Consider the following 14,826-nt stretch of genomic DNA (forward strand, 5'->3'; position numbering starts at 1 on the left):
GGCGGGCCGTTCACGTGCCCTGATCGTTCACGGTCAGGCACTTCGCTTGCAGAAGGGTCATTATTCTCATGGCAGCTTTTCAATGGGATCACATCGACAACAAAGCAGTAGATACTGCTCGAATTCTGGCGGCTGATGCTGTTGAGAAGGTAGGTAACGGGCATCCCGGTACCGCGATGAGTTTGGCGCCTGCAGCGTATCTGCTCTTTCAGAAAGTGATGCGTCGCGATCCAAGCGATGATCAATGGCTCGGGCGCGACCGTTTCATCCTTTCGGTGGGCCACAGTTCACTAACCCAGTATGTTCAGCTGTACCTCGGCGGCTACGGCCTCGAACTCGACGACCTCAAGGCACTTCGCACCTGGGGTTCGCTCACACCTGGTCACCCCGAGTACGGCCACACCAAGGGTGTCGAAATCACTACGGGGCCCCTAGGTCAAGGCATCGCCTCGTCCGTCGGTTTTGCCTATGCTTCGCGTTTCGAGCGCGGTCTATTTGACCCAGAAGCAGCAGCAGGTGAGAGCCCGTTCGATCACTTCGTCTACGTCATTGCCGGCGATGGAGATCTTCAAGAAGGCGTATCGTCAGAGGCTTCCTCTCTTGCCGGCCACCAAAAGCTTGGCAACCTGATTGCTATCTACGACAGCAATCAGATTTCCATTGAAGACGACACCAACATCGCCTTCACCGAAGACGTTCACATGCGCTACGAGGCGTACAACTGGCATGTTCAGGTAGTTGATTGGAAGAAGACCGGCGAGTACGTCGAAGACGTCGAAGCTCTCAATGACGCGATTGAGGCAGCTAAGGCCGTCACAGATCAGCCGTCGTTGATCATCCTGCGCACCATTATTGGTTGGCCAGCACCGAGCAAGCAGAACACCGGGAAGATCCACGGATCTGCCCTCGGTGCAGAAGAACTGGCAGGCACAAAAAAGGCGCTCGGTTTCGACCCAGAACAAAGTTTTGTCGTCGACGACGATGTGATTGCGCACACACGTCTCGCAGTTGAGCGTGGCAAGCACGCTCGAGCTTCGTGGACCGAGACCTTTGACAAATGGGCTGCCGCCAACCCCGAGCGCAAGCAATTACTTGACCGTATTCAGGCTGGCGAACTTCCCGAGGGATTCAGTGAAGCACTCCCCCAGTTCGAAGCTGGGAAGGATGTCTCAACACGCGCCGCCAGCGGCAAGGTACTTGGAGCACTCGGAGCGGTAATGCCCGAGTTGTGGGGCGGCTCATCCGACCTTGCAGAATCGAACCTAACTACCATCGCCGGCGGACAGTCGTTCATCCCGAGCGAACACTCCACAGGAGAGTGGAGCGGAAACGAATACGGGCGGGTGCTTCACTTCGGTATTCGCGAGCACGCAATGGGCGCGATCATCAACGGAATCGTCCTGCACGGAAACACCCGTGTGTTCGGCGGCACGTTCCTCATCTTCAGCGACTACATGCGCCCCGCAGTGCGATTGGCTGCCCTTATGGCCGTCCCGTCGATCTTCGTGTGGACTCACGACTCGATCGCTCTCGGCGAAGATGGTCCGACGCACCAGCCCATCGAACAGCTTGCAAGCCTGCGCATGATCCCGGGCCTCGATGTCGTTCGTCCCGCTGATGCTAACGAAACTGCGTGGGCCTGGAAGACGATTCTAGAGCGTCGCAACGGCCCAGCCGGAATCGCACTCACCCGTCAAAACGTTCCGACGTTTGCCCGCGGAGAAGGCGATGCAAGCGGCGAGACGTTCGCTTCCGCCTCCAACGTCGCGCGCGGTGCGTATGTGCTCGCAGAGGCTCCAAACGGAACGCCTGACGTCATCCTGATCGCTACCGGGTCTGAGGTTCAGCTTGCCGTTGAGGCGCGCGAGGCACTCAAGGCTGACGGAATCAACGCCCGTGTGATTTCTGCCCCGAGCCTTGAGTGGTTCTCTGAGCAGTCAGCCGAATACCGCGAGTCCGTTTTGCCTTCAACTGTGCGTGCACGCGTATCGGTCGAAGCAGGAGTCGCCACTGGATGGCGCGAGTACGTCGGCGACGCCGGCCGAAGCATCTCCATTGATCACTTCGGTGCATCGGCTGACTACAAGACTCTCTTCCGTGAGTTTGGCATCACCACCGAGGCCGTTGTGGCCGCAGCACGCGATTCTTTGGATGCCGTCTAGGCATTCCGATAAAGGAGACAAGAATGACTAACGAAACCCCCACCACCGCACTGTCCAACCTCGGAGTGAGCATTTGGCTCGATGACCTCTCACGTGAACGAATCAATTCAGGCGGCCTCGAGTCGCTCATTGAGTCGCGCAACGTTGTTGGTGTGACGACCAACCCGACGATCTTCGCAACGGCCTTGGCTAAGGGCGAAGCATACGACGAGCAGGTCGCTGCGCTTGCCGCCAAGGGCAAGACCGTTACGGAAGCTGTATTCGAGATCACTACGGACGACGTCGCTGCAGCTAGCGACATCTTCCGTCCCGTCTACGATGCAACTGGTGGCCGCGACGGCCGGGTGTCGATAGAGGTAGAGCCTGGGCTTGCTCACGATGCCGCAGGTACTATCGCGCAGGCGCAGCAGTTGTGGGCGAAAGTAGCCCGCGAAAATGCGATGATCAAGATTCCCGCAACCGTTGAGGGACTTGAAGCGATCACCGAGACCATTGCCGCCGGAATTAGCGTCAATGTCACGCTCATCTTCAGCCTGGCTCGCCACCGCGACGTCATTGAGGCCTACTTGACCGGACTTGAGAAGGCACAGGCCGCTGGCCATGACCTTTCCAAGATCCATTCGGTCGCATCATTCTTCGTTTCGCGGGTCGACACAGAGATTGACAAGCGACTGGACGCAATCGGTACCGATGAGGCCAAGGCACTCAAGAGCAAGGCTGGCGTAGCAAACGCTCGTCTCGCTTACGAACTCTATGAGGCAGCCTTCTCGACTGAGCGTGCTGAGGCATTGCTCTCCGCCGGCGCGAATAAGCAGCGCCCTCTCTGGGCATCCACTGGTGTGAAAGACCCCAGTCTCCCCGACACCCTGTACGTCACAGAGCTTGCTGTAGGCGAAACAGTAAACACCATGCCGGAAAAGACTCTCGAGGCTACGTTCGACCATGGAGTTATCGAAGGCGAACAGGTAACCGCAAATTACGCGGCGGCCAATATAACTCTGGACGCGCTAACCGCACTCGGTATCTCGTACGACGAAGTAACTGCCCTTCTCGAAAAAGAGGGTGTTGAAAAGTTCATTGTCTCGTGGAATGAGCTGCTCGACACCGTTTCTGCTGCGCTCGAGGCCGCAAAATGAGTGTGAAAATTGCTGTATCGGGAGCGGCAGCAGAAGCCGTCGACCGTATTGTTCCTCAGCTCGTCAACGATCTAGTCGCGAGCCGTATCACCGGAGGAGACTCCACTCTCTGGGGTCCTGAGGCGGAAGAAGAATCAGCTAAAAGACTCGGATGGGTTGAGGCAGTCTCGGTCGGACGTCCGATGGTTGAGGACATCTATGCGCTTCGCGACAAACTGCGGGCTGAGGGCGTCAACCACTTTGTCCTCGGCGGTATGGGTGGCTCCTCCCTCGCCCCCGAGGTGATTACGCGTACCTATGGCGTTGAACTCACTGTTCTCGATTCGACTGACCCTGCTCAGGTTTCAGCGGCGCTAGCGGACCGACTGGACTCAACAGCGGTCATCATTTCGTCGAAGTCAGGTTCGACCCTCGAAACTGATTCTCAAAAGCGCATCTACGAGAAGTCCTTTACTGACGCCGGAATCGACCCCCGTGAACGAATCGTGATTGTGACTGATCCTGGTTCTCCGATGGATGCTGCCGCTCGTACGGCGGGATACCGCGTATTCAATGCCGACCCCAACGTTGGTGGCCGATACTCAGCGCTTACCGCCTTCGGTCTCGTCCCCTCGGGCCTAGCGGGTGTTGATTTGGTGGAACTTCTCGATGAAGCAGAAGCCGTCATGGTTGAACTCGCCGTAGACAACGAGAGCAACCCTGGCCTCATTCTTGGTGCTGCGATTGCTGGTGCAGACCCGCTCAAGGACAAGCTGGGCATCGTTCCTGACGGCACGCACATCCTCGGATTTGGCGACTGGGCTGAACAGCTCATCGCAGAATCTACGGGAAAGCTCGGCAAGGGTCTTCTTCCCGTTGTCCTCAGCACTGACTCCCCCGAAATCACTGAAGGTCTTGATGATCTTCAAATCGTTCGGCTCGTTGGCGAATGGGACGACACCAAAGAGGTCATCGATGGGGAAATAGAGATTGCAGGCTCACTCGGCGGTCAATTGCTGCTCTGGGAGTACGCGACAGTAGTTGCCGGGCGATTGCTCGGGATCAACCCGTTTGACCAGCCCGATGTCGAGGCCGCGAAGAATGCCGCGCGCGAACTGATTGACAATCCCACGCCACCGGTAGCACCGGCGTTTACTGTCGGGGATATAGAGATTCGTGGAACCGACGGTGTCATTGCTGACAGCAGCGATCTTTCCGGAGTTGTTTCTTCGCTGCTCTCCTATTTGGATGACGACGGTTACGTTGCGATTCAGGCCTACGCCGACCGCACTGCGTATCCAGAGCTCGCTCGCATCCGGGAACGCGCAGCAGCCCGCGCCAAACGGCCTGTCACATTTGGCTGGGGACCTCGCTTTTTGCACTCGACTGGACAGTTCCACAAGGGTGGGCCCGCTGTCGGAGTATTTTTGCAGATCATCGTGGTTGAAGATACTGATCTTCAGATCCCGGACCGCCCGTTTACTTTCGGACAGCTCATCCGTGCACAGGCGGCGGGCGATGCTAGCGTGCTAGGCGATCACGGTCGTCCCGTATTGAGCCTCACGGTTTCGAACCCGAAGGTTTCGTTGCCGCTCGTTCTCGACGCGATCGGATAGCTGCCGCATCCTTGCGCAGCACACAGAGGAGAAGCATGTCCCCCGTTGACATCAGCGCCGATTTTAACCCATTGCGGTTGAGTTCTGACCGCAGGCTTAATCGCATTGCAGGACCTAGCGCCTTAGTTATATTCGGCGTCACCGGCGACCTGTCGCGCAAAAAGCTCATGCCTGCGGTCTATGACCTCGCGAATCGGGGGCTGCTTCCCCCAGGTTTCGCTCTCGTCGGCTTTGCTCGGCGTGAGTGGGAAGACCAGGACTTCGAAAAAGTCGTTCACGACGCCGTCAAGCAATACGCGCGAACTCCCTTTGATGAAGATGTGTGGAAGCAACTCGCACAGGGAATCCGTTTTGTGCAGGGCGAATTCGATGACGCTGCAGCATTTGAGCGCCTCAAGACGACGCTAGGCGAGCTCGATCGCGAACGCGGAACGATGGGGAACCACGCGTTTTACTTGTCGATCCCTCCGAAGTCTTTCCCGCAGGTCACTGAACAGCTCCGTAATTCTGGCCTCGCCGAACAGCGCGATGGTCAGTGGAGTCGGGTGGTTATCGAGAAACCATTTGGTAGCGATCTCAAGACTGCTCGCGAGCTCAACGATGTCGTGGAATCAGTCTTCCCTCCAGACAGCGTATTTCGGATCGACCACTACCTCGGCAAGGAAACAGTCCAAAACATCTTGGCGCTGCGTTTTGCCAATCAGCTGTATGAGCCCCTGTGGAATTCCAATCACGTCGATCATGTTCAGATCACCATGGCTGAAGATATCGGGGTAGGCGGCCGAGCCGGCTACTACGACGGCATCGGTGCTGCCCGTGATGTTATCCAGAATCACCTACTTCAATTGCTGGCACTGACGGCTATGGAGGAACCGGTTTCGTTTGATGCTGCAGACTTGCGGGCAGAAAAGGAGAAGGTGCTTTCCGCAGTTCGCCTTCCCGCTAATCTCGGTGAGCACACCGCTCGCGGGCAATACGCAGGCGGCTGGCAGGGCGGCGAAAAGGTCGCTGGATTCCTCGACGAAGAGGGAATGAATCCGGAGTCGACGACGGAAACCTACGCAGCCATCCGTCTGGACATCGGAACTCGACGGTGGGCTGGCGTTCCGTTCTATCTCCGTGCGGGAAAACGACTTGGACGCCGCGTTACTGAGATCGCCGTTGTGTTCAAGCGCGCTCCGCAATACTTGTTTGAAGAAAGCCGCACCTCCGCTCTTGGACAGAACGCACTCGTGATTCGAGTTCAGCCGGATGAAGGTGTCACAATCCGGTTCGGATCGAAGGTGCCCGGCGCAGAAATGCATGTCCGGGATGTCACGATGGACTTCGGATACGGCCATGCGTTCACTGAGGCAAGCCCCGAAGCCTATGAGCGTCTCATTTTGGATGTATTGCTCGGAGATCCTCCCCTGTTCCCCCGCCATGAAGAAGTCGAACTGAGTTGGAAGATCCTCGACCCAATTGAAGAATTCTGGGAAACGCAGGGAGCCCCCGAGCAGTACCGCCCAGGCACCTGGGGACCACAATCTGCTGACGACCTCATGGCGCGCGATGGACGAGTTTGGAGAAGACCATGATCGTTGATCTGCCAAACACCACGACGGCAAAGATCTCAAAAGCACTTGTGAGAATTCGTGAGGACGGCGGAGCCGTGGCTCTCGGTCGAGTCTTGACGCTGATTATCGCTACAGAACTTGGTAACGAAGAAGAAGCTATTGCGGCCGCTAATGATGCATCTCGAGAGCACCCTATGCGCGTTCTTGTTGTGTCGACGAGCAGCGCGGCATCCGACCGCGAGCAAGAGCCGCGAGTAGACGCTCAAATTCGCGTTGGTGGCGACGCAGGCGCGAGCGAAGTTATTGTCGTTACGGCCTACGGTGACGCCGCTATCGACCAGGAGAGCCTCGTCACAGGCCTCTTGCTCCCTGACGCGCCTGTTGTGGCTTGGTGGCCGGGAGAGGCCCCAGAGAGCGCATCAGAGTCCCCACTGGGTCGCATAGCGCAGCGCAGGATTACGGATGCCGCTGCAAACGAGAACCCCCTCGATGCAATGCACCGCATGTGCAAGACCTACGTTCCCGGTGACACCGATTTTGCGTGGACGCGGCTCACCCTGTGGCGTGCGCAGCTTGCGGCCGTGCTCGACCAGCCGCCCTTTGAGGCCATCACTGCGGTTACCGTAAGCGGCGCCGCTGATTCACCCTCGACGATGCTCCTCGCGGCCTGGCTTCAAATGCAACTCAAAGTGGAAGTCTCTCTTGAGGTGGCGGATGGCTCCCCCGTGCCCACCGGCATTCACGCTGTGATCATGGAACGCAAATCGGGCACGATTTCGCTTGAACGCAATGTTGCGAGCATCGCTACATTGACTCAGCCAGATCAACCGGTTCACGACATTTCTCTCCCGCGTCGCAGCCTCCGTGACTGCCTGGCTGAGGAGCTACGCCGTCTCGACCCCGACAGCCTTTTCGGCGAAGTGGTTCGTCGCGGAGTGAGCGAAATTACGAGCGTGCAGGTCAACAACTCTATGAAGGCGAGTAACTAGTGAGCAACGAACGGCGTGCAATTGTCCATGCGACGAAACCAGAACTCGCCGAAGCCGTAGCTGATCGCTTTCTCACGAAAGTCCCTCATATCATTGCTGAGTTTGATGAAGCGACTGTCGTACTCACCGGCGGAACTATGGGACAAGCGGTACTTGAAGCCATCAATAGATCGGCGAAACGCCGTGCGGTTGACTGGTCACGCGTCAACTTCTGGTGGGGCGATGAACGTTGGTTGCCTGCAGGAGATTCCGAACGCAATGACGTGCAAGCTCGAGCGGCACTACTGGACCACATTCCTGTCGACCAAGCGCGAGTTCATCCATTCGCCGCCTCCGACGCTGGGCTGAGCTTGGACGAAGCCGCTGAAGCCTATTCGACTGAACTAGCAAGTCACGCAGCGCGGTCTGGCAAGTACCCCAATTTCGATGTCGTTTTTCTGGGGGTTGGCCCCGACGGCCACATCGCATCGCTGTTTCCGGAACGTGAAGGCATCCGCGAGACGGAGCGCACTGTTATCGCGGTCCGCAATTCGCCTAAGCCACCTGATGAACGGCTCAGTCTGACTCTTCCAGTGCTCAATTCGTCTGTGCGGATCTGGGCTGTGGTTGCAGGAAGCGACAAGGCGTCTGCACTCGGACTGACGCTCGCCGGCGCTAGCTACAACGAGGTCCCTGCAGCAGGCCTAGAGGGACGCCGCAAGACACTCTTCTTTGTCGACTCGGATGCTGCAGCGCAGGTTCCCGATTCCCTTATCGATCCAGGAGAGTTCTGGACTAGCGCGGACGCGACCGACGAACACTAGAATCCGCGACTGCCAAGAGCTCTGCGCTAACTGACGGTTCAGCGCAAACTAAGTAGGGGTCCAACCGATACACGGTTGGACCCCTACTTTTAGATATTGCAGCCCGCACGGGACGTTCTAGGAACTTACAGTTCCTCGTCGCGTGCGTAATTGTAGTAGCGCTTCCTCTAGCAACTCGGCGGCTTCGTCGTCGCTACGGCGCTCCTTTACGTAGGCAAGGTGAGTCTTATATGGCTCAAGCTTTGCTACCGATGGAGGATTCTCTTTGTCACGGCCCGCAGGGAGGCCAGAAGACGGGCAATCTATTGTCTCCGGGATGTCCTCGTCGGGAACAGTGGCCGCAAAAGACCGTACGGTCTCGTTGCCCAGGGCATCCCAGTATGAAACGTGGACGCGCTCAGCGTGAAAACCACGATCTTGTTCACCCATGGGACCTGCGCCAACGCGCGATCCGCGAATTGCACTACCGCCTGATGCCACTGTGTTTCCTTGTCTCGAGAGGCTGGAGGTTCTTTACGCGCCGTCAAACTTGGTAATGAGCCCAAGAACAACGATGCAGCTGATCCACACGACTCCGAGGATCACCGTGATTCTGTTCAAGTTGCGCTCGGCAACACCCGATGCGCCGAGGTTGGATGTTACTCCCCCACCGAACATATCGGAGAGGCCTCCACCGCGACCACGGTGAAGCAGGATAAGAAGCGTGAGCAGCAAGCTCGTAATACCGAGCAGGACCTGCAACACAACTTGGAGAATTTCCACAAAGAACCTTTCGAACAGGCCGTTCAGGCCTCGAACAGTATAACGGCTAGGTGCCGACGTGCTTGGAGAAGCGCGAAATGCTCGCAAATTCGGCGACATCGAGGCTCGCTCCGCCAACAAGAGCACCATCGATATTGGGCTCCCGCATCAAACTAGCAATGTTGGCAGACTTCACCGAGCCGCCGTAAAGAATTCGAGTCGCTGCGGCAACGTCTTCGCCCAGGACTTCTGCGAGCGTCTCACGAAGTCGAGCGGCAACTTGCTCTGCTTGCTCCGGAGTCGCAGCCTTGCCGGATCCGATGGCCCAGACGGGCTCGTAAGCGACAACGATTTCAGGTGAGCCCGAGATTCCCGCAAGTCCAGCCTTAAGCTGCGAGACCGGAACGGCACTTGGGCCGTGTTTTTCAAGATCGTCGGCGGTCTCACCGACGCACAACACGGGAACGAGACCGTGCTTCAGCGCTGCTGCAACCTTGCGAGAGAGCTGCTCGTCAGTCTCACCGTGCATAGTGCGACGCTCAGAGTGCCCAACCAAGACGTAGCGGCAATCCAACGATGAAAGGAACGCGCCAGAGATCTCACCCGTGTAGGCGCCAGACTCGTGCTCGGAAAGGTCCTGACCGCCGAAACGGACGTCGAGCTTGTCTGCTGCGATAAGAGTCTGCACGGACCGAAGGTCAGTGAAGGGTGGGAACACCGCAACTTCTGCGCCGTCGACGCCGAAGTCGTGATTTGCGTCTTTCAGCGTCCATGCAAGTTTTTGCACAAATGCGATTGATTGAAGATGGTCAAGATTCATCTTCCAGTTGCCCGCAATAAGCGGGACACGCTTTAGCTTTGCCATCCAAGTACCTCCAGTCCGGGAAGTGGTTTACCTTCGAGGAACTCAAGGCTCGCTCCGCCACCCGTAGAAATGTGACCAAATTGGTCATCGTCAAAACCTAGTGCACGAACCGCCGCCGCAGAGTCGCCGCCACCGACGACTCCAAAACCCTCGGTTTCAGTGAGTGCCTGAGCGATTGCCTTCGTGCCTGCGGCAAAGGCCGGAAACTCGAATACGCCCATCGGCCCATTCCAGAACACTGTCCGAGACGAGCGGACGACATCCGCAAATCGTGCGGCAGTGTCTGGTCCAATGTCGAGCCCGATCCCGCTCGCGCCGAACTCGGTATTCTCGATCTGATCTGCAGCGGTTACCGCATGAGCCGCATCAGGACCGAAAGATTCCGCGACGACAACATCGGTTGGCAAAATAATTTGCACGCCGAGATCGTGAGCTTGGGCGAGATAGTTTTTGACTGTCTCAAGTTGATCAGCCTCCAGCAAGCTTGCTCCGACTTTGTGCCCTTGGGCGGCAAGGAAAGTGAAGAGCATTCCTCCCCCGACGAGCAGTGAATCTACGCGCGGAAGAAGCGAGCCAATGACGTCGAGCTTGTCCGAAACCTTCGAACCTCCCAAGACGACGGTGTAGGGCCGCTCAGGGGTGACAGTCAACCGTTCGAGCACATCGAGTTCAGTTTCGATCAGAAGCCCAGCCGCGCTCGGGAGGATCTGTGCAAGCTCGAAAACACTCGCTTGTTTGCGGTGAACAACACCGAAACCGTCAGAGACGAACGCGTCACCGAAGCGAGCGAGCTTGCTAGCAAACTCTCCACGTTCAGTCTCTGACTTTGAGGTTTCACCGGAATTGAATCTCAGATTCTCTAGCAGCGCGACGCCACACTCTCCCAGCTCCGAAACTGCCTGTTCTGCGGCGTGACCCACGGTGTCCTTGGCAAAGACGACAGCCTTGCCGAGAAGTTCCGAAAGTCGTTGGGCCACAGGCTCAAGACTGTATTGCGAATCAGGCTCGCCGTTAGGGCGACCAAGGTGCGAGACGATAACTACCCGTGCACCCTTGTTGATGAGAGCGTTGAGCGTCGGCAGAGAAGCACGAATGCGACCGTCGTCGGTGATCTGACCGTCCTTGAGGGGAACGTTGAGATCGCAACGGACGATTACACGCTTTCCCCGGAGGTCCGAAAACGTTGAAAGAGTTCTGAGGCTCATATTCGGCGGGGGTTAGAGGCGTTCGCCGACGTACTCTGCAACATCCACGAGACGGTTAGAGTATCCCCACTCGTTGTCGTACCATGACGCGACCTTGACCTGGTTGCCGATGACTTTAGTGAGTCCGGCGTCGAAGATCGAGGAATGCGGATCGCCGACGATATCGCTCGAGACGATTTCGTCCTCTGTGTACTTAAGGATTCCCTTAAGGGGACCTTCCGCCGCTGCTTTGTATGCGGCGTTGATCTTCTCAACCGTGACATCAGCTGACGTCGTAATGGTGAGGTCAGTGATCGATCCAGTAATAACAGGAACGCGAAGTGCATAGCCGTCAAGCTTGCCCACGAGCTCAGGAAGAACCAAACCGAGTGCCTTTGCAGCACCGGTCGACGTCGGGATGACGTTCTGCGCTGCTGCACGAGCACGACGCAAGTCGCCGTGAGGACCATCCTGAAGATTCTGGTCAGCAGTGTAAGCGTGAACCGTGGTCATGAAGCCGGTGTCGATGCCGAAGTTGTCCATGAAGACCTTCGCCAATGGCGCGAGGCAGTTTGTCGTGCACGATGCGTTCGAGATGATGTTGTGCACGGTGGGGTCGTAATCGCCCTCGTTAACACCAAGTACTACGGTCGCTACGTCGTCACCTGAGGCAGGAGCAGAAACAATGACCTTCTTCGCACCCGCAGCAATGTGCTTCGCTGCATCAACTGACTTGGTGAAGTGACCAGTTGATTCGATAACGATGTCAACACCCAACTCTCCCCAAGGAAGGTTGGCGGGGTCACGCTCAGCGAATACCTTGATCGCGGTTCCATTGACAACGATCTGGTCGTTGTCGAACGTTACTTCTGCATCGAGACGACCTGTGATTGTGTCGTACTTGAGCAGATGAGCGAGAGTCTTGTTATCTGTGAGGTCATTTACCGCAACAATTTCAATGTTGCTGTCTTTGGCCAAAGCCGCTCGAAAGAAGTTGCGACCAATGCGACCGAAACCATTAATACCGATTTTTACGCTCACTGTTGCTCCAGAAAATCAGGCGTCTAGGACGCGTCGTGCTGTAGTGGTGGGGTGGTGCTATCTAGCGGAGACAGGGCTAAAGCCGGGGCCAAACCCGGCCACGATGCCGCTACGAGAGTAGCAGCAGTCCATTTGTCTTCGAGCGCGCTGCGCTGAAGCGGTCTTGAACGTTAGCCCAATCAACGATTTTCCAGAACGCTTTTACGTAGTCAGCGCGCACGTTCTTGTAGTCGAGGTAGTACGCGTGCTCCCAGACATCGAGCATCAAAAGTGGCACGATTCCGGCCGGCAAGTTGCCCTGCTGGTCAAAGAACTGAACAATGATGAGCCGCTCTCCCAGCGAATCCCACGCCAGAACGGCCCAACCCGAGCCCTGAACGCCCATGGCGGTTGCAGTAAAGTGCGCGGTGAACTTGTCAAAGGAGCCAAAGTGGTCGTCGATTGCGCTCTCAAGCTCGCCGGTCGGCTTGTCGCCACCATCTGGTGACATGTTGGTCCAAAAAATCGAGTGGTTGACGTGGCCACCGAGGTTGAACGCGAGGTCTTTCTCCAGCTTGTTCACGTTCGAGAGGTCACCGGCATCGCGCGCATCAGCAAGTCCAGCGATCGCAGCGTTTGCGCCAGTCACGTAGGCCTGGTGGTGCTTGCTGTGGTGCAATTCCATGATTGTCGCACTGATGCTCGGCTCGAGCGCCGAGTAGTCATATGAAAGTTCGGGAAGGGTATATTCAGCCATCGGAAGTCCTCCTAGAATCTTGAAACCTGCGCGGCTGGCAAGCACGAGCAGGCGAGATGGTTCCAGTCTAACCACGTCCATACGACACACGTGTCGCATGCATCGAACGCTAAGCTTCCTCCAACTCGGAGGGCAGGTTCGCTTCGGTTCCGGCGATTCCGAGATCGCTTGCGCGCTTGTCGGCCATTGCGAGCAGCCGTCGAATCCGGCCGGCAACGGCATCCTTGGTCATGGGAGGATCGGCATGGTGTCCCAGCTCGTCAAGGCTCGAATCACGGTGACTTAACCGTAATTCACCGGCGTAACGGAGATGCTTGGGGACATCGTCTCCGAGAATCTCAAGAGCACGCTCGACCCTCGCGCACGCTGCTACGGCTGCTTGCGCAGAGCGGCGGAGGTTCGCATCGTCGAAATTGACCAGGCGGTTTGCAGTCGCTCGCACCTCGCGGCGCTGGCGCAACTCGTTCCAACTGACCACAGTAGTTTCTGCGCCCATGATCGTGAGCATCGCGCTGATCGCCTCACCATCACGCACTACGACGCGGTGAACTCCGCGCACCTCTCGAGCCTTAGCGGCCACGCGCAGGCGCCCCGCTGCGCCGACAAGAGCCATAGCCGCTTCATTCCCGGGGCAAGTAACCTCTAGGGCCGCAGAGCGACCGGGATCGGTGAGGGAACCGGCAGCAAGGAATGCGCCGCGCCAGACAGCCGCCAGTTCGCCGCGACCTCCTGTCGTGACCCGATTCGGGAGCCCGCGAATGGGTCGGCGGCGAGCATCCAGCAGCCCCGTCTGGCGGGCCAAGGTCTCTCCCCCGTCGAGAACTCGCACCAAAAGATTATTTGAGCGACGTCCGCCAGATGACGCAACTCGTGACACTTCGGAGCGCACCCCATACAACTCTGCGATGTCGCGTCGCACTCGACGCGCGAGAAGTTCGGTCTCGAGCTCAGACTCGACGGCGATGCGTCCCGAAATCAGGTGCAATCCGCCCGAGAAACGCAGAATTGTCGCGAGTTCAGCTGCGCGCTCGGTGGTCTTGCCCAACTGAATTCGTGCCAGTTCGTCTTTGACTTCAGCAGTTAATGCCACTAACTGGCCTTTCTTTCACGGTGGCGGTGTTCATGGATGAGTAATCTACTCTCGTCCGCGATCCCGATGTTTGATGCTTACGGCAACTCCGGGCAAGCCGCTCAGAATCGCCGACAATTCTTCTGCAATTGCAACCGACCGGTGTTTACCGCCGGTGCAGCCGATCGCAATCGTTGCGTGTCGTTTGTTTTCGCGCTGATAGCCAGCAAAGACAGGCTCAAGTGCTCGTGCATAGTCTGCAACAAACTCTTGTGCTCCGGTTGCTCCAACGACGTACGCGCGCACTCGATCATCGAGTCCGTCAAGCGCTTTGAGTTCAGGAACCCAAAAGGGATTAGGCAGGAACCTGCAGTCAGCCACCATATCGGCGTCTGCTGGAAGGCCATACTTAAACCCGAAGCTCTCAATAGTAATACGCAAACCGGCGTCGCTCTCCGCAGAGAACTTCTCGATAATGGTTGTTGCGAGCTGGTGGATGTTCAGATCTGTAGTGTCGATGATGATGTCGCTGCTGGAACGAATTTCTGCCATTCGGGTACGTTCTGCGGCAATCCCATCCAGCGGAGTCCCCTCCTCTTGAAGCGGGTGGGGGCGACGCACTTGTTCAAATCGACGAACAAGCGCAGCGTCCTCTGCATCGAGAAACAGCACCCGCAGAGAGGTCGAGCCTCGCAGCGACTGGATGGCCTCTTGAGCGTCGGAGAAGAGCTTTCCGCCTCGAACATCAATAACAGCCGCGACGCGAGGCAGGGAATCTCCCGCCCGGTGGGCGAGATCAACGAGCGGACGCAACATTTGGGGCGGCAGGTTGTCAACGACATACCAGCCAAGATCTTCTAGAGCATTTCCGACTGTCGATCGTCCTGCGCCTGACATCCCGGTCACGATGAGCATCTCTTGCTGTTCGGTAACAGGTTTCATGGTGTTG

14 protein-coding genes are annotated in these 14,826 nt (G+C 57.3%); 6 read left to right on the plus strand and 8 right to left on the minus strand.

All coding sequences use genetic code 11. The annotated features are described in order from the left end of the window. Positions 1-68: 68 nt before the first annotated feature. Genes tkt through pgl form a run of 6 tightly spaced genes read left to right on the plus strand, consistent with a single transcriptional unit; the run spans position 69 to position 8,241 of the window. Positions 69-2,162: a transketolase gene (gene tkt, locus AC1ENN_RS07170; protein ID WP_449646678.1), complete on the plus strand. Its 2,094-nt coding sequence runs from the start codon at positions 69-71 to the stop codon at positions 2,160-2,162. Between the two features lie 23 nt (positions 2,163-2,185). Next, positions 2,186-3,298: a transaldolase gene (gene tal, locus AC1ENN_RS07175; protein ID WP_449646679.1), complete on the plus strand. Its 1,113-nt coding sequence runs from the start codon at positions 2,186-2,188 to the stop codon at positions 3,296-3,298. Beyond that, a complete protein-coding gene (locus AC1ENN_RS07180; RefSeq protein ID WP_480390771.1) occupies positions 3,295-4,893 on the plus strand; it encodes a glucose-6-phosphate isomerase in 1,599 nt (532 codons plus the stop codon). The genes tal and AC1ENN_RS07180 overlap by 4 nt, the downstream gene beginning before the upstream one ends. 35 nt (positions 4,894-4,928) lie before the next feature. Further along, entirely contained in the window at positions 4,929-6,470 is a 1,542-nt protein-coding gene (gene zwf, locus AC1ENN_RS07185; RefSeq protein ID WP_480390772.1) for a glucose-6-phosphate dehydrogenase, read from the plus strand. Then, a complete protein-coding gene (locus tag AC1ENN_RS07190) occupies positions 6,467-7,438 on the plus strand; it encodes a glucose-6-phosphate dehydrogenase assembly protein OpcA (RefSeq protein ID WP_449646682.1) in 972 nt (323 codons plus the stop codon). The genes zwf and AC1ENN_RS07190 overlap by 4 nt, the downstream gene beginning before the upstream one ends. Continuing rightward, positions 7,438-8,241, plus strand: coding sequence for a 6-phosphogluconolactonase (pgl, locus tag AC1ENN_RS07195; RefSeq protein ID WP_449646683.1), 804 nt, complete (start codon positions 7,438-7,440; stop codon positions 8,239-8,241). The genes AC1ENN_RS07190 and pgl overlap by 1 nt, the downstream gene beginning before the upstream one ends. Positions 8,242-8,358: 117 nt before the next feature. Here the strand turns inward: pgl and AC1ENN_RS07200 are convergent, their stop codons facing one another. The 8 genes from AC1ENN_RS07200 to rapZ all read right to left on the minus strand — a co-directional run bounded on the left by AC1ENN_RS07200 (position 8,359) and on the right by rapZ (position 14,819). After that, positions 8,359-8,721, minus strand: a complete 363-nt coding sequence (locus tag AC1ENN_RS07200; RefSeq protein WP_449646684.1) for an RNA polymerase-binding protein RbpA — start codon at positions 8,719-8,721, stop codon at positions 8,359-8,361. Between the two features lie 33 nt (positions 8,722-8,754). Beyond that, the gene (secG, locus tag AC1ENN_RS07205; RefSeq protein ID WP_010202547.1) at positions 8,755-9,003 is read right to left on the minus strand and encodes a preprotein translocase subunit SecG; all 249 of its coding nucleotides are present in this window, start codon (positions 9,001-9,003) and stop codon (positions 8,755-8,757) included. A gap of 46 nt (positions 9,004-9,049) precedes the next feature. Next, positions 9,050-9,847, minus strand: coding sequence for a triose-phosphate isomerase (gene tpiA / locus AC1ENN_RS07210; protein WP_480390773.1), 798 nt, complete (start codon positions 9,845-9,847; stop codon positions 9,050-9,052). Further along, entirely contained in the window at positions 9,835-11,052 is a 1,218-nt protein-coding gene (locus AC1ENN_RS07215; protein ID WP_480390774.1) for a phosphoglycerate kinase, read from the minus strand. The genes tpiA and AC1ENN_RS07215 overlap by 13 nt, the downstream gene beginning before the upstream one ends. Positions 11,053-11,064: 12 nt before the next feature. Next, positions 11,065-12,072: a type I glyceraldehyde-3-phosphate dehydrogenase gene (gene gap / locus AC1ENN_RS07220; protein WP_449646687.1), complete on the minus strand. Its 1,008-nt coding sequence runs from the start codon at positions 12,070-12,072 to the stop codon at positions 11,065-11,067. Positions 12,073-12,181: 109 nt separating this feature from the next. Then, entirely contained in the window at positions 12,182-12,808 is a 627-nt protein-coding gene (locus AC1ENN_RS07225) for a superoxide dismutase (protein ID WP_480390775.1), read from the minus strand. Positions 12,809-12,917: 109 nt separating this feature from the next. After that, complete coding sequence (gene whiA, locus AC1ENN_RS07230; protein ID WP_480390776.1) at positions 12,918-13,898, minus strand: DNA-binding protein WhiA; 981 nt, start codon at positions 13,896-13,898, stop codon at positions 12,918-12,920. A 45-nt stretch (positions 13,899-13,943) separates the two neighbouring features. Continuing rightward, on the minus strand, positions 13,944-14,819 hold the full coding sequence (gene rapZ / locus AC1ENN_RS07235) for an RNase adapter RapZ (protein WP_480390777.1): 876 nt from the start codon (positions 14,817-14,819) through the stop codon (positions 13,944-13,946). Between the last annotated feature and the right edge of the window lie 7 nt (positions 14,820-14,826).

The organism is Rhodoglobus sp. G.S.23 (genome assembly GCF_056675935.1).